15 protein-coding genes are annotated in these 13,905 nt (G+C 53.7%); 6 read left to right on the plus strand and 9 right to left on the minus strand.

Annotated features, from left to right (window positions below):
• Window positions 1-4: 4 nt before the first annotated feature.
• Window positions 5-1,000 (plus strand): ABC transporter ATP-binding protein, encoded by a 996-nt coding sequence (locus tag MFP24_RS23140; RefSeq protein ID WP_249232330.1) that lies wholly within the window; start codon window positions 5-7, stop codon window positions 998-1,000.
• Window positions 997-2,019 carry a murein tripeptide/oligopeptide ABC transporter ATP binding protein OppF gene (gene oppF / locus MFP24_RS23145; RefSeq protein ID WP_249232329.1) on the plus strand — a complete coding sequence of 341 codons (1,023 nt, stop codon included), beginning with the start codon at window positions 997-999 and terminating at the stop codon, window positions 2,017-2,019. Before MFP24_RS23140 ends, oppF begins: the two co-directional genes overlap by 4 nt.
• Before the next feature lie 62 nt (window positions 2,020-2,081).
• On the opposite strand, the gene MFP24_RS23150 is transcribed toward oppF, so the two are convergent.
• Both MFP24_RS23150 and cls read right to left on the minus strand, forming a co-directional pair.
• Complete coding sequence (locus MFP24_RS23150; RefSeq protein ID WP_249232328.1) at window positions 2,082-2,405, minus strand: HI1450 family dsDNA-mimic protein; 324 nt, start codon at window positions 2,403-2,405, stop codon at window positions 2,082-2,084.
• 55 nt (window positions 2,406-2,460) lie between these two features.
• Window positions 2,461-3,921 carry a cardiolipin synthase gene (gene cls / locus MFP24_RS23155; RefSeq protein ID WP_249232327.1) on the minus strand — a complete coding sequence of 487 codons (1,461 nt, stop codon included), beginning with the start codon at window positions 3,919-3,921 and terminating at the stop codon, window positions 2,461-2,463.
• A 194-nt stretch (window positions 3,922-4,115) separates the two neighbouring features.
• Here cls and MFP24_RS23160 point away from each other — a divergent pair, with 194 nt between their 5' ends.
• Window positions 4,116-4,292: a YciY family protein gene (locus tag MFP24_RS23160; protein ID WP_249232326.1), complete on the plus strand. Its 177-nt coding sequence runs from the start codon at window positions 4,116-4,118 to the stop codon at window positions 4,290-4,292.
• 44 nt (window positions 4,293-4,336) lie between these two features.
• On the opposite strand, the gene MFP24_RS23165 is transcribed toward MFP24_RS23160, so the two are convergent.
• Together MFP24_RS23165 and MFP24_RS23170 are read right to left on the minus strand one after the other, a co-directional pair.
• On the minus strand, window positions 4,337-6,004 hold the full coding sequence (locus MFP24_RS23165) for a methyl-accepting chemotaxis protein (protein ID WP_249232325.1): 1,668 nt from the start codon (window positions 6,002-6,004) through the stop codon (window positions 4,337-4,339).
• A 140-nt stretch (window positions 6,005-6,144) separates the two neighbouring features.
• Window positions 6,145-6,441: a YciI family protein gene (locus MFP24_RS23170; RefSeq protein ID WP_249232882.1), complete on the minus strand. Its 297-nt coding sequence runs from the start codon at window positions 6,439-6,441 to the stop codon at window positions 6,145-6,147.
• Between the two features lie 193 nt (window positions 6,442-6,634).
• On the opposite strand from MFP24_RS23170, the gene MFP24_RS23175 reads away from it, so the two are divergent.
• Complete coding sequence (locus tag MFP24_RS23175; RefSeq protein WP_249232324.1) at window positions 6,635-7,435, plus strand: energy transducer TonB; 801 nt, start codon at window positions 6,635-6,637, stop codon at window positions 7,433-7,435.
• 112 nt (window positions 7,436-7,547) lie between these two features.
• A protein-coding gene (locus tag MFP24_RS23180; protein ID WP_407062047.1) for an IS1182 family transposase occupies window positions 7,548-9,025 on the plus strand; the annotation gives its coding sequence in 2 pieces (ribosomal slippage) (window positions 7,548-8,982 and window positions 8,982-9,025; 1,479 coding nt in all).
• Window positions 9,026-9,279: 254 nt separating this feature from the next.
• On the opposite strand, the gene yciA is transcribed toward MFP24_RS23180, so the two are convergent.
• The 4 genes from yciA to MFP24_RS23200 form a co-directional block, all read right to left on the minus strand.
• Window positions 9,280-9,705, minus strand: a complete 426-nt coding sequence (gene yciA / locus MFP24_RS23185; RefSeq protein WP_009112872.1) for an acyl-CoA thioester hydrolase YciA — start codon at window positions 9,703-9,705, stop codon at window positions 9,280-9,282.
• A gap of 62 nt (window positions 9,706-9,767) precedes the next feature.
• Window positions 9,768-10,331: a septation protein A gene (locus MFP24_RS23190; protein ID WP_249232322.1), complete on the minus strand. Its 564-nt coding sequence runs from the start codon at window positions 10,329-10,331 to the stop codon at window positions 9,768-9,770.
• Window positions 10,332-10,531: 200 nt separating this feature from the next.
• The gene (locus tag MFP24_RS23195; RefSeq protein WP_249232321.1) at window positions 10,532-11,284 is read right to left on the minus strand and encodes a YciC family protein; all 753 of its coding nucleotides are present in this window, start codon (window positions 11,282-11,284) and stop codon (window positions 10,532-10,534) included.
• 101 nt (window positions 11,285-11,385) lie between these two features.
• Window positions 11,386-11,745, minus strand: coding sequence for a YkgJ family cysteine cluster protein (locus tag MFP24_RS23200; RefSeq protein WP_249232320.1), 360 nt, complete (start codon window positions 11,743-11,745; stop codon window positions 11,386-11,388).
• 283 nt (window positions 11,746-12,028) lie between these two features.
• Between MFP24_RS23200 and ompW the strand changes: the two genes are divergently transcribed.
• Window positions 12,029-12,667 carry an outer membrane protein OmpW gene (gene ompW / locus MFP24_RS23205; protein WP_249232319.1) on the plus strand — a complete coding sequence of 213 codons (639 nt, stop codon included), beginning with the start codon at window positions 12,029-12,031 and terminating at the stop codon, window positions 12,665-12,667.
• Window positions 12,668-12,815: 148 nt separating this feature from the next.
• Here the strand turns inward: ompW and MFP24_RS23210 are convergent, their stop codons facing one another.
• Entirely contained in the window at window positions 12,816-13,535 is a 720-nt protein-coding gene (locus MFP24_RS23210) for an oligogalacturonate-specific porin KdgM family protein (RefSeq protein ID WP_249232318.1), read from the minus strand.
• Window positions 13,536-13,905 lie beyond the last annotated feature (370 nt).

Consider the following 13,905-nt stretch of genomic DNA (forward strand, 5'->3'; position numbering starts at 1 on the left):
CCTGATGAACGGGATTGATTCAACCGCCGAGCGCGAAGCGCTGCTGAAAGTGCGGAATTTACGGGTGTCCTTTCGCACGCAGGATGGCGAGGTCATCGCGGTCAACGATCTTGATTTTACCCTCGACGCCGGCGAGACGCTGGGTATCGTCGGTGAATCCGGTTCGGGAAAATCGCAAACCGCCTTTGCGCTGATGGGGCTGCTGGCGCAAAACGGCCATATTAGCGGTTCGGCGCGTTTTCATGGCCGCGAGATCCTTAATTTGCCCGAGCGTCAGTTGAATAAGCTGCGCGCGGAAGAGATCGCCATGATATTTCAGGATCCGATGACGTCGCTCAATCCCTATATGCGGGTCGGCGAGCAGCTGATGGAAGTGCTGATGCTGCATAAGCGGCTGAGCAAAAGCGAAGCTTTCGACCAGTCGGTCAGCATGCTTGATGCGGTAAAAATGCCGGAAGCGCGCAAACGCATGAAAATGTATCCGCATGAATTTTCCGGCGGCATGCGTCAGCGGGTGATGATCGCCATGGCGCTGCTGTGCCGCCCCAAACTGCTGATTGCCGATGAGCCGACCACTGCGCTGGATGTGACTGTGCAGGCGCAGATTATGACGTTATTGAATGAGCTGAAACGCGAATTCAACACCGCCATTATTATGATCACCCACGATTTGGGGGTGGTGGCGGGTATTTGCGACAAGGTGCTGGTGATGTACGCCGGGCGCACCATGGAGTATGGCTCCGCGCGCGAGGTCTTTTATCAGCCCAGCCATCCTTATTCCGTCGGGCTGCTGCATGCCGTTCCCCGCCTGGACGCCGAGGATGAGTCGCTGGCGACCATTCCGGGCAATCCGCCCAATCTGCTGCGTCTGCCGCCAGGCTGCCCGTTTCGGCCGCGCTGTCCTTATGCGATGGAGGTCTGCCATAAAACGCCCGCGCTGGAGTCTTTTGATAACGGCCGCCTGCGCGCCTGCTTCAGAACGGTTGGGGAGGGACTATGAATAAGGCGTCGGAAAAGGTGATATTGCTGGAAGTGGACGATCTGAAAGTTCACTTTGCGGTAAAGGATGATAAACAGTGGTTCTGGCAGCCGCCTAAAACGCTGAAAGCGGTGGATGGCGTGACCTTCCGTTTATATGAGGGGGAAACGCTGGGCGTGGTGGGCGAATCCGGCTGCGGCAAATCCACGCTGGCGCGCGCCATTATCGGTCTGGTGAAGGCCAGCGCCGGGCGCATCAGCTGGCTGGGGAAAGATTTGCTGGGCATGAGCGATGCGCAGTGGCGCGCGGCGCGCAGCGATATCCAGATGATTTTTCAGGATCCCCTGGCGTCGTTGAATCCGCGTATGACCATCGGCGAAATCATCGCCGAACCGCTGAAAACCTATAACCCCGAACTGTCGCGCCGGGCGGTGAAGGATCGCGTCAAGGAGATGATGCTGAAGGTGGGGTTGCTGCCCAATCTGATTAATCGCTATCCCCATGAGTTTTCCGGCGGGCAGTGTCAGCGCATCGGCATTGCCCGGGCGTTGATACTGGAGCCGCGGCTGGTGATCTGCGACGAGCCGGTTTCGGCGCTGGACGTCTCCATACAGGCGCAGGTGGTAAACCTGCTGCGGCAGTTGCAGCGTGAAATGCGGCTGTCGCTGATTTTTATCGCCCATGATTTATCGGTGGTGAAGCATATTTCCGATCGGGTGCTGGTGATGTATCTGGGGCATGCGGTGGAACTGGGGACTTACGATCGGGTTTATCGCCATCCGCAGCACCCCTACACTAGGGCATTGATGTCGGCGGTACCCATTCCGGACCCCGATAAAGAGAGGAATAAGCGCATACAGCTACTGGAGGGGGAACTGCCTTCGCCCATCGACCCGCCGTCGGGGTGCGTGTTCTGCACGCGCTGCCCGATAGTCGGGCCCGAGTGCGTCAAAACCCGGCCGCTGCTGGAGGGCAGCTTCACGCATGCGGTGTCCTGCCTGAAGGTCGATCCGCAGTCGCTGCTGCCGGCGAAGGCGTGATTGTTGGCTCCGTCGCGCCGGGGAAGGTATGACGAGACGGCGGGGAAAATAGAGGAGGCGGCTTATTCTTTCCACAGAATATGGCAAAGCTTATGGTCTTTTTCCCGGCAGATTAAGACGCGGGCAAAAATATCGGTAATATCCGCGCCGTCCTGCTCCGCCAGCCCGATCACCACTTCCGCGAAGAAATCCGGGTTGAGGTCGAAATCCACGTGCTCGGACCAGTCTTCGGCCGGATCGAATAACTCGGCGCCGCCGCGCTCCTCGAACTGCAGGTTAAACAGCAAAATATCCGCGGGATCGAGGTTATCGGCGGCCAACTCGAGAAAGATATCGTAGGCCTGTTCCAGCGCTTCGTCTTCGGTCAGGCGGTTATTCAAATCCATATCAAATGTCCTGTTAATAGGTAATGGCGCTATTAGAACACGAGGAACCGCGCATTTATAGCAGAGGGCTGAAAAAGTAAAACAGCCGCTCCACCAGCCGCTGCCAGTAAGGCCGGTTTTGCCACTGCGTCGGGTCCAGCAGCGTCGAGCGGGCGATATAATCCTCCTGCACGCAGGAAAGGTCGCTGCCGAAACCGGCGTCATCAATCACGATGGTGATTTCAAAGTTCAGCCACAGGCTGCGCATATCGAGGTTAACGGTGCCCACCAGGCTTAATTGCCCATCCACCAGCACGCTCTTGGTATGCAGCAGCCCGTCTTTAAACTGATGGATTTTTACTCCCGCCGCCAGCAGTTCGGCAAAGAACGCCCGGCTGGCCCAACCCACCAGCACCGAATCGTTTTTATACGGCACGATAATACTGACATCCACGCCGCGCTGCGCGGCGGTGCAGATGGCGTGCAGCAGGTCGTCGCTGGGCACGAAATAGGGCGTGGTCATAATCAACTGCTTGCGCGCGGAGTAAACCGAGGTTAGCAGCGCCTGATGGATCATCTCTTCCGGATAGCCCGGTCCGGAGGCGATAACCTGAATGGTGTGCCCGGTTTCCTGTTCAAACGGCATCATATTGACGTCCGGGGCGGGGGGCAGTAGCCGCTGACCGGTTTCCATTTCCCAGTCGCAGCAATAAATAATCCCCAGCGTCGTCGCCGCCGGGCCTTCGATGCGCGCCATCAGGTCAACCCACTGGCCGACGCCCGCGTCCTGTTTGAAATAGCGGGGATCAACCATATTCATACTGCCTGTATAGGCGATGCGATTGTCGATCAGGATAATTTTACGGTGCTGGCGTAAATCCATCCGCCGTAGAAAAGCGCGGAATAAATTCACTTTCAACGCTTCCACCACTTCAATGCCGGCGGTGCGCATCAGCTCCGGGTAGTGGTTGCGGAAAAACTTAACGCTGCCGGCGGAGTCGAGCAATATCCGGCAGTTAACCCCGCGCCGGGCGGCCGCAATCAGCGACGACATCACCTGATCGACAAGCCCGCCGGATTGCCAGATATAAAACACCATCTCAATATTGTTATGGGCCAGTTCAATATCGCGGATCAGGGCTTTAATGGTGTCGTCAAAGGTGGTCAGCAGCTGCAGCTGGTTGCCCTTTACGCCGCCTACGCCCTGGCGGCGTTCGCACAGTTGAAATAGCGCGCTGGCGACCTCGCTGTTTTCCGTGGCGAAAATACGCCGGTACTCTTTCAGCTCACGCAGCCATTTCGCCGTCGACGGCCACATTTTACTGGCCCGTTCCGCCCGGCGTTTGCCAAGATGTAATTCACCGAAGGAGAGATAAGCGAAAATGCCGACCAGTGGCAAAATGTAGATAACCAGTAACCAGGCCATGGCTGAGGGCACAGTCCGACGTTTCATCAGAATTCGCAGCGTAACGCCTGCGATCATCAACCAGTAACTGAAAACAAGTAACCAACTGATTACGGCATAAAATGTTGTCATAAACGCGGCACGGGTCCCTGTTGTAAATCATTGCCAAAGTGTACGCATAGTTTGCTGAAAGGGGAAACGCCTTTGCGCCGAATAAGCGCGCGCAGTGACGCTTTTCCGCCGGTACGGAAAGGTAAACACCGCTTGGATCGCGCTATGAAGGGGGTATAATATGCGCCGCGAGTTATCGATAGAAGAGTCATGCCATGAAACGCAGCCGGAATGAAGTCAGCCGCTGGCGGATGTTGCGTCAGGTTCAGCGTCGCAGAAGCCGCTGGCTGGAAGCACAATCGCGCACTTACCGCCATATTCACTACGCCCGCTATTTGCAACAAAAGCATAAACGGCGCGCGCTGTTATTTGCGGTAGCCTACGAGTGGTAATCTGCTGAAAAAGAGCGATCGTCCTGATACGACCGCTCTTTTTTTCAGGGTAACGCCGGTATCAGCCCGTCGTCGGCGTTCGCCGGCGATTGATGTGCGGCGGGCGGCAGCAGAAAGCGCGACACGGCGGCGTCGAGTCGCGCGGTTTGCTCCAGCAGGGATGAGAACGTCAGCGCCGTCGCCTCGACCTGGCCCGCATTCTGGCGGACGGTATCGTTCAAGGTGCTGATACGGCCGGTGACCTCATGGATACTCTGGTTCTGCTGGTCTGATATTGCCGATATTTCACTGAGAAAGGTGCTGGTCCCTTGCGCCGCCTGAATAATTTCCTGCAGACGATCGTTCAACGCCCTGACTAGCTGCGCCCCCGTATCAACGCTATTGTCCGAATCACGGATTAAAATATTGATATTGTGCGCTGAATGGCTGCTTTGCGCAGCCAGAGCGCCGACTTCGCGCGCCACGACGGCGAATCCCCGCCCCATTTCCCCCGCGCGGGCGGCCTCGATAGCCGCATTCAACGATAGAATATGCGTCTGGAACGCCACGTTTTCAATCATGCCGATGGCCTCCGTCATTTCCCGGGTGCGGCCGGCAATATCGGACATGGCCGTTTTTACCTCGTTCATCATCCTCTCGCCCTGCGCGGCGATATTGCTGGTGTCTTGCGCGTGCAGACCGGCCTGCTGGGTGCGCAGGGTGTGCTGTTCCAGATGCTGGCTCAGTTGAATGATATGCTCGGTAGTGGCTTTCAGCTCGTGGGATTGGCGGTTTGCCTGCTGCGACAGCGTCCGGTTATCGGCCGCCACTTTATCAACCTGGTCCACCATGCTTTCAACGCTCTGCCGAACCTGATTAACCAACGCCGCCAGACCGCTTTGCATCTGAATAACGCTGTTATTCAGCAAGGCTATTTCACGCGTGCCGTGCTTCAGCGGTTCGACGGTATGTGAGAGGTCGCCCGCCGCAATAAGCCGCAGATGATCGATAATACCCGTCAGCGGGCGGATAATAACCTTGTTGACGCCGCTCCACACCAGCACTGATATCCCCAGCAGCAGCCCCAGAACGATAATCAAAACGCTATGCGCCCGGTCGATGGAACGCAGGAAGTGCTGACCGTGCCGTTTTTGCCGGTTATCGTTATCCTGCAGGTAGCGCGAATATTTCTCGGCGAAATCGTTTTGATAGGCCTGAATGGGAACGGCGAAGAAAATATCAATTTGATTGCTGGCTTTGATGCCCTGCGCCAGTTCGAGCAATCCCGCATAGAGCTGTTGATAACTCTTTTTCAATTCGGCGAACGTGTCCAGCTCAACGACGGCGTCCGCGCCGGATAAGGTATCCAGCAATTGATAATGGACCTCCGCCTGTTTTAATGAGCTTTCGGCCTCAGCCATCAAACTGTGCCAACTGCCGACCGATCCCGTCTCTTGATCGACCAATAGATAAATCCCGGCGCGGTTAAGTTTATCGCTGGCGTTCATGACCGCCATTCTGGCTTTATCCATCAATGCCTGTTGCTGACGCAGATTTTCATTGGCGGAAATATCCTGCCTTACCTGGGTCATGGTTTGGGAAATCATGGCCACCGAAATCAGCTGCAATAAAGAAAATAGCGCGATGACCAGCAGTAAACCCGAAAGGATGCCCAGTCGGCGACGGCGGTATGCCGTGAGTATTCCCAGACGTGGCGTAGCGAACGTTAACATAGGATATGACTCTCTACAGATGCAAAGAGGTCAACCTAGCATTGTTAAATGACTAGAATATTTCAGGTTTTATTGGGCGGGAAGGGAAAGCGTCGGGTCATGGCCGATGCCGCCGCCATGACCGAGAGAGATAGGCGAAATTAAAAAGCCTTTTTGAACGGTTTTATCGTTACCTGCCGGTAAACGTCGGCGGCAACGTAGGGATCTTCATCCGCCCAGGATTTTGCCTCCTGCAGGGAAGGGAATTCGGCGATGATTATCGAACCGGTAAAACCGGCTTTGCCGGGATCTTCGCTGTCGACGGCCGGCAAAGGACCGGCGGTCAGCAGCCGCCCCTGATCCCGTAGCAGCTGCAGGCGGGCAAGGTGCGCGGGTCGCGCCGCCAGTCGTTTCTCCAGTGAATCGGCGATATCTTCAGCATAAATAACGTACAACATCATGGGCCTCGCAGGTTGGAAAGTAAAAACGGACGGACTTAATCATACGTGATGAGGCCGCGGAGGCAATAGGCTGATTTGCCAGATAAATAGGGGGATGCGCCGGTTTTTTTTAACAATTGGACGGGTTGTTATTGAATATGATTGCTATTTGCATTTAAACTTGGGCGGTATCTGAGGATGAAGAAATACTATGCCGCAAAACACGTTTCTCCTGACCCGCCGTTATTCATGGCCATTTATACTTTCCGTTGGTGTTCACGGTTCGCTGATCGCCGGTCTGCTGTACGCGTCGTTCAATAACGCGGTCGAACTGCCGCCGGAATCCAAGCCGATCAGCGTGGTTATGGTCAATCCGGCCGCGTTTGAAGCGGCGCCTGCGGCCCAGCCCGCGCCCGCCGAGCCGGAGCCGGTAAAACAGCCGGACCCCGTCCCGGAGCCGATTCCCGAGCCCGAACCAATTCCGGAGCCAGAGCCGATTCCGGAGCCGATTCCGGAGCCGATTCCGGAGCCGGTTCCCGTACCGCTTCCCGAACCCAAGCCTGAGCCTAAACCTAAACCCAAGCCGAAACCGGTGAAGAAAGTGGAACAGCCGAAGCCGGTCAAGCGCGAAAAGGCGGTCGAAAAACAGCCGCCAGCGCCTTTTACCAGCGAAGAGCCAACGCAGAATGTGAAGAATGCGCCGGTCAGGCAGGCGCCTGCGCCGGTGGCAAGCTCACAGTCAACGGGACCGCGGCCGCTTAGCCGCGCTCAGCCGCAGTATCCGGCGCGGGCGTTTTCACTGCGGGTTGAAGGCCGGGTGAGAATGCAGTTTGACGTTGACGGTTCCGGCCGGGTAGAGAATGTGCGGGTGGTTTCCGCCGAGCCGCGCAATATGTTTGAGCGCGATATCAAACAGGCGATGCGCAAATGGCGCTATGAAGCCAATAAACCCGGCAAGGATCTGATGGTGACGATCGTATTCAGGATCGACGGCGGGGCGGCGATGGAGTAATCAGGCGTAAATAAAAAAGCCGCGTCAGCGGCTTCAGACTGTTGACAAAGTCCTGGCCTCCCGGTCAGGACTTTGATCTAATAAGGTCAGTGCAAAAAACGGACTGACCGCCATGCTCAGAGAACCCGCCCCACAGCAGTACCAGTTTGAAATGGTTACCCTCGAAGAACTGGTGCCTGAAGACCATCTGGTGCGCAAAATTGATGCCGCCATCGATTTCGAATTTATCCGCGACACCGTCACCCACCTCTATTGCCCCAATAACGGACGTCCCGCCATCGACCCGGTGCGACTGATTAAAATGATGCTGCTCGGCTACCTCTTCGGTATCCCTTCCGAGCGCCGTCTGGTGAAAGAAATCCAGGTCAACGTCGCCTACCGCTGGTTCCTGCGCATGGGCCTGACCGAGAAAGTGCCTGACGCCTCCACCCTCAGCCAGAACCGCATCCGCCGCTTTAATCACAGCGATGTCTTCCAGCAGATTTTTGACCATATCGTCGAACAGGCGCTGGCAAACGGTATGGCCAATGGCCGGGTGCTTTATACCGACAGTACGCACCTGAAAGCCGACGCCAACCCGCGCAAGGCAGTAAACGAACGGCGCCCGGAAGGGGTGAGCGAGTATCTGGAACAGCTTAACGCCGCGGTGGAGGCCGACCGGAAGCAACACGAAAAAAAGCCGCTGCCCGCCGTAAAAAACAAGCCAGAAAGCGAAGCCGCCGTTAAGAACACCAAGGTCAGCACCACCGACCCGGAAAGCGGCTTCATGCACCGGGACAACAAGCCGCAGGGCTTCTTCTATCTGGACCACCGCACGGTGGACGGGAAACACGGCATCATCATGGATACCCATGTGACGCCGGGCAATGTGCATGACAGCCAGCCGTATATAGGCCGACTTGAGCGGCAGATACAACGCTTCGGGCTGGAGCCGGTGGCGGCGGGGGTGGACGCGGGGTACTTTACGGCGGCGGTGTGTCATCTGACGCAGGAGATGGGCGTGGCGCTGGTGCCGGGTTACCGGCGACCGAACAAGGGAAAGAATGTCTATCAGAAAAAACACTTTACCTATGACCCGGAGCGGGATGTGTATATCTGTCCGGCGGAAAGGTTACTGACGTACGGTACGACAGACCGTAACGGCTACCGGCACTACCGTTCGGATGCCCGCGTCTGTGTCGGATGTCCGTTACGAGATAACTGTACGAAAAACAAAAAGGGAGAGAAAACCCTTACCCGACATGTCTGGGAAGAGGCAAAGGAGAAGGCGAATGCGCTGCGGCTGACGACATGGGGTAAAAAGATATACGCACGGCGCAAGGAAACGGTGGAGCGGAGCTTCGCGGATGCGAAACAACATCACGGTCATCGGTATGCGCGGTTCCGGGGGCTGATGAAAGTGCAGATGCAATGCCTGCTGGCGGCCACGGCGCAGAATATGAAGAAGATGGCGCTGCTGGCGCTGTTTTGTCTGCTGTTACTGGCTGAATGCGGCCTGATAAGGCGCAATAAGAAGCGGATGATGAGACTAAACGCGGTTATGGGCTAAAGGCAAAAAATATCGCGATCGCGACCTACGGTCGCTTATAAAACAAGAACCCCACGGAAAATGTGGGGTTCGTCAGCAATCTGAAGCCGCGTCAGCGGCTTCAGACTGATGACAAAGGACAATTTCGTATCGTAATTTCCACATTCGTCGTTCCGCGCACTTTCCCGTCATTCCGTGCACTTTCTCCGTCATCCCTGCGGTAGTCGGCAGGGATCTGCATTTGATGGCGGCTCAGTGCAGGATCTCCCTCCTCGCGAAGGCAGGGACCTGCGGGGATGACTATGGTGTGGGCCTGTCAGGCTTCCCCAGGGGTAAAATGACTCTTGCCCATGGGCAATTCACGCGGGCGACCGTCTTCATCAACGGCGACATAGGTAAACAGCGCCTCGGTGGCGCGATAGCGCTGGCCGATGGGTTCGGACGACACCTTTTTTACCCACACTTCGACATTAACGTTGATGGAGCTGCGGCCTGTGCTCACACAGCGTGCGTAGCAGCACACCACGTCGCCCACGGCCACCGGTTTCAGAAACGACATCCCGTCGACCCGTACGGTCACCACCCGGCCTTCCGCAATCTCTTTTGCCAAAATAGCGCCGCCCATATCCATCTGCGACATGATCCAACCGCCGAAAATATCCCCGTTCGCGTTGGTATCTGCGGGCATTGCCAGTGTGCGAAGCACCAGTTCGCCATGAGGTAACACGTCTTTTTTGCTCATTATGATATCAATCAGTTAGGTTGAATTATAACGTCATACCCGTTTTTATCCGGCGTGCTCCATTAACGCTCGCCGCCATTTTCTTCCGACTTTTCCCCCTCCCCGGGTAAATGCCGATAAATATAAACGCCGCAGAACAACGTAAACAGCAGGGTAACGCCTGTCAAACCAAAGACCTTGAAGTTTACCCAAACGCTTTGCGGCATCCAGAAAGCAATATAAATGTTTACCAATCCACATACCAGAAAGAACATGGCCCAGGAGAAGTTAAGTTTTCCCCATACGGTCTGCGGCAAGGTTAACTCTTTACCCAGCATGCGCTGAATCAGCGTTTTTTTCATCACGAACTGGCTGAACAGCAGCGCCAGCGCAAACAGGGTATAAATAATCGTCACTTTCCATTTGATAAACTGATCGTTATGGAAGACCAGCGTCAGCGTGCCGAAAATGGCGACCATGACAAAGGTCACCAGCATCATCTTCTCTATTTTGCGGTAAATCACCCAGGTGACGATCAGCGCCAGCGCGGTTGCGGCGATCAATGCGCCTGACGCCACATAGATGTCATACAGTTTGTAAAAGACAAAAAAAACCACCAGCGGAAGAAAATCAAGAAGTTGCTTCATTATATCAATCCGTCACTTAATTTATTGGCGATAACCCCGTGGTTATCTGATAACTGACCGTATTATCCTTTATTGTGCTGCACTGTTCCTTTGATATCACAATAATTTGCAGAAAATTACGCTTGGGCGCGACTGACGGCAGGTTTCAGGATAAACAGGAAGAAGAAGCGCGCCGCACTAGGTATGCGGCACGCCATAGATCACGCGCGCAGCAGCATATACAGGCGAAACAGATAAACCAGCAGAATTGCGGATATCAGGTTGCTCAGGCCGTTTAACAGCACGGCCATCACTGTGGGTGAAAATACCGTGATTTTGGTCACCAGCAGCAGAATGGCGATTTTGGTCAATAACCACAGGATCACCGCCGGCGCCGTCACGCGCAAATTGGCGTAAGCCAGCGTTGCGCTGGTTTTCATCGAGCTGAATACGCCGCGTTTCTCGGTGACGGCAATCACCGGGGACAGGCTTAAGGCGATAGCCAGCAGTACGCCCGGAATGACCAGAAACAGCATGCCGAGCTGAACCAGCAGGGTGCAGAGCAGGATCAGCAGAAACAGACGCGGCAAAACGGGAGCCGAAGCGCCGATCGCCCGCAGCGCGCTGGTGCGGTTTCCGGCGGATACCATCTGAATCAGCATAATGATGCCGCCGGTAAGAAGAGCGTTGCCGATCAAGGCGGAAAAGGTGCCTGCGGCAGACATTTTAAGCAGTACGGTTTGCTGTTCCGGCGTCATCTGCTGTATCAAATCCATTAAGCCCAGTTCGACGGAGGAAGAGAGATCGCCGCCCGCGTTGTTCAGCGTTTGCAATTCTTCACTTCCGGGAGCGAAAGCCTGATTCAGGATGACAGTAATGAACGCCGTCAGCAGTGACATCATTAAAATGGTGATGAACTGGTTACGCGTAAAATTCATTGTGTCACGGTACAAAGTGTTAGCCGTGATAGGCATGCAAGCTCCTTGAAAAAAGATGACCAATAGTACTTAGCCTGCAATTGTAACCTGTTACGCCAGACTGTGGCACCCCGTCTATATCGCGATGCGCGCATTTCTTATCTTTCGGCCCGCTGCGTTTCAGTTTTGACGTCCAGCGGCGCCAGCCCGTAGTGGGCCCGGGCGCGGTCGCAGGCATCGTTTACCTGACCGTGGGCGCCGGACGGCATAAATTCGCGGCACGGGGAGGGGCGGTCGGCGTAAATCGAACAGCTTACGTTTTCGCCAATATCTCCCCGCAGCGCGCGGCAGCGGGGATTTTTGCCGTTTGAACCCTGCATACAGCGTAAAAAAGGCGAAAGCGGTTCGGTAAGTCGAACCGGCACTACGCCGCTGCCGTCATCGGCCTCGGCCCAGTAAAAAGAGACTCTGAAATAGGCGCAACAGGCGCCGCAGCGCATACAGACGTTATCACTCATTTGATTACCCACCGCCCTGAACCGGTATTGAATCATAGTAGTCCGAATAAAAATTTACCGCTGAAACTCTCCCTTTGGCAGGGTATTTTCCCCTGAACGCATTTTATGTCCTTATTGGCTGTTTTTGATATAGATCAATTCTTGTGTTTTTAGTGGGTTATGTGAATTTGATAAGGGATGAAATTTTCGAAAAACTATTTAAAGATGTGATCTGGCTTAAAACAAGAATGGTGGCATAAGGGTATATTTCGCTCGAAATTAAACCATACAAAGGGAGTGGATAATGAAAAAGGCGTCTTTTGTATTACTGGCGGCAGCGCTTATGCCAGCCTTTGCCCAGGCTCATCAGGCGGGGGATATTATTATTCGTGGCGGCACGGCGACCGTGCGCCCGGTGGAAGGGTCCGACAATGTGCTGGGCAGTCTGGGCTCGTTCAAGGTTGACAATAATACCCAACTGGGGCTGACGTTCAGCTATCTGGTGACTGACAATATTGGCGTGGAGCTATTGGCGGCGACGCCGTTTACCCATCGCGTGGGGTTGAGCAGTCTTGGCGGAACCATTGCCGAAGTCAGTCATCTGCCGCCGTCGCTGGTGGCGCAGTATTATTTCGGCGACAAGACCGATAAACTGCGGCCTTACCTCGGCGTGGGCATAAACTACACCCTGTTTTATGATGAAAAATTCAACCAGCGTGGGAAAGAAGCCGGGGTAAGCGATCTGAGCCTGAAAAATTCCTGGGGGTTGGCGGCGCAGGCCGGTCTGGATTACAACCTGGATAAAAACTGGCTGATTAACGCCTCGCTGTGGTGGATGGATATTGACACCGAGGTGAAGTTTAAAGCCGGCGGAGAACAGCAAAACGTCAGCACCCGTTTGGATCCCTGGGTGTTTATGTTTGGCGTGGGCTACCGTTTCTGATTTTAATAAAATGGCGTTGCCATTACTTTATCTTGGTTTTAATAAAAAACGGCGGATTTTACTCCGCCGTTTTTGCAGACAGGAAATAACTACTAATGAGAAAAATTCTATTCTGATGATAAAGCTAATTGTTCAAATTTACTAATAATTAGAAGTTGTACTGGACGCCTGCACGATAGCGAGTTTGGCGTTCGTCGGTGTTTTTACTTCCTTCAACGTTGGCCAGTTGGACATAAGGCGTCCAGTTTTTGTCGAATTTATACGACAGTTTCAGATCGTGAGTCATGTTGTCGTTTTCCTGATCGGCGATATAACCGAACGCGCCGGCCTTGGTATTCTTGTTATATTCGAATTCATATTCAATGGTGAAGTTGGCCGGCAGTTTATACCCCAGCGTACTGGTGATGGTATAGCCTTTCATATCGGTAGGGGCCGAGCCGCCGATATTATTGCTGTAACGCTTGTAGAACGGACGATAGCGCAGACCGTAGTACAGCGAATCAGTGATATTGGCCGTGCCTTTGATATAAGGGCGGTAGTTGTTGGTATCGGAGTCCGTCACCATGTTGAACCCGCCTTCCAGGCCGAATACCTTATCGAACTTATATAGATAGCTGGCGGTTACCTCGGTGCCGTTGCTGACCGTTTCGTTATAGGGTTTATTGGGCGTGCTGTCATTGCCGTGCTGTTTCCATTTGCCTTCCAGAGACAAACCAAAACCATTGGCAAAGCGGTTGGATATCAGTAAACGATCCTGGTGGTTTGCATTCTTCGTATCTTTCATTTCATGGCGATAGTCAATCGTCACAGCCATAGCGTTTAAGCTGATTAAAGAGGTTATCACCATCGCCAATACTTTTATTTTCATTTTATTTTCCCGTGTCAAAGAGAATTATTAATAATACGCTGCCACTTTTGTTCAGCAGTTCAATTCTATTTATTATTTTTTTTAGTAATGTGAACAAGATCGGCAAAGCAAGAAAATTAAAAAGCAATTTACTTTTTGTGATTTTAATCCTGTTTTATGTTTTTAGTTTATGCATTTAGAAATAAAACAGCAGTTCAATAAAAAATATCTGGCATTGTTATTAAATTATTTTAAATTGAAATTAATTTTTACAAATAACAATTTCCTGAAATAAAATATGATTTGCATGTTTTTTTTAAAGCTGACGGTGAGATAATTGACGCGCCATAGCGGAAAAGATGAAAACCGCTATGGCGCGCAAAGAAAGGCG

Source organism: Brenneria tiliae, from assembly GCF_023347575.1.
Taxonomy (GTDB): domain Bacteria; phylum Pseudomonadota; class Gammaproteobacteria; order Enterobacterales; family Enterobacteriaceae; genus Brenneria; species Brenneria corticis.

Excerpts from the sequence above, each read along its gene's own strand:
- MFP24_RS23140 (WP_249232330.1), top strand. The coding sequence starts at position 5 with ATGAACGGGATTGATTCAACCGCCGAGCGCGAAGCGCTGCTGAAAGTG.
- oppF (WP_249232329.1), top strand. The coding sequence starts at position 997 with ATGAATAAGGCGTCGGAAAAGGTGATATTGCTGGAAGTGGACGATCTG.
- MFP24_RS23150 (WP_249232328.1), bottom strand. The coding sequence starts at position 2,405 with ATGGATTTGAATAACCGCCTGACCGAAGACGAAGCGCTGGAACAGGCC.
- cls (WP_249232327.1), bottom strand. The coding sequence starts at position 3,921 with ATGACAACATTTTATGCCGTAATCAGTTGGTTACTTGTTTTCAGTTAC.
- MFP24_RS23160 (WP_249232326.1), top strand. The coding sequence starts at position 4,116 with ATGAAACGCAGCCGGAATGAAGTCAGCCGCTGGCGGATGTTGCGTCAG.
- MFP24_RS23165 (WP_249232325.1), bottom strand. The coding sequence starts at position 6,004 with ATGTTAACGTTCGCTACGCCACGTCTGGGAATACTCACGGCATACCGC.
- MFP24_RS23170 (WP_249232882.1), bottom strand. The coding sequence starts at position 6,441 with ATGTTGTACGTTATTTATGCTGAAGATATCGCCGATTCACTGGAGAAA.
- MFP24_RS23175 (WP_249232324.1), top strand. The coding sequence starts at position 6,635 with ATGCCGCAAAACACGTTTCTCCTGACCCGCCGTTATTCATGGCCATTT.
- yciA (WP_009112872.1), bottom strand. The coding sequence starts at position 9,705 with ATGAGCAAAAAAGACGTGTTACCTCATGGCGAACTGGTGCTTCGCACA.
- MFP24_RS23190 (WP_249232322.1), bottom strand. The coding sequence starts at position 10,331 with ATGAAGCAACTTCTTGATTTTCTTCCGCTGGTGGTTTTTTTTGTCTTT.
- MFP24_RS23195 (WP_249232321.1), bottom strand. The coding sequence starts at position 11,284 with ATGCCTATCACGGCTAACACTTTGTACCGTGACACAATGAATTTTACG.
- MFP24_RS23200 (WP_249232320.1), bottom strand. The coding sequence starts at position 11,745 with ATGAGTGATAACGTCTGTATGCGCTGCGGCGCCTGTTGCGCCTATTTC.
- ompW (WP_249232319.1), top strand. The coding sequence starts at position 12,029 with ATGAAAAAGGCGTCTTTTGTATTACTGGCGGCAGCGCTTATGCCAGCC.
- MFP24_RS23210 (WP_249232318.1), bottom strand. The coding sequence starts at position 13,535 with ATGAAAATAAAAGTATTGGCGATGGTGATAACCTCTTTAATCAGCTTA.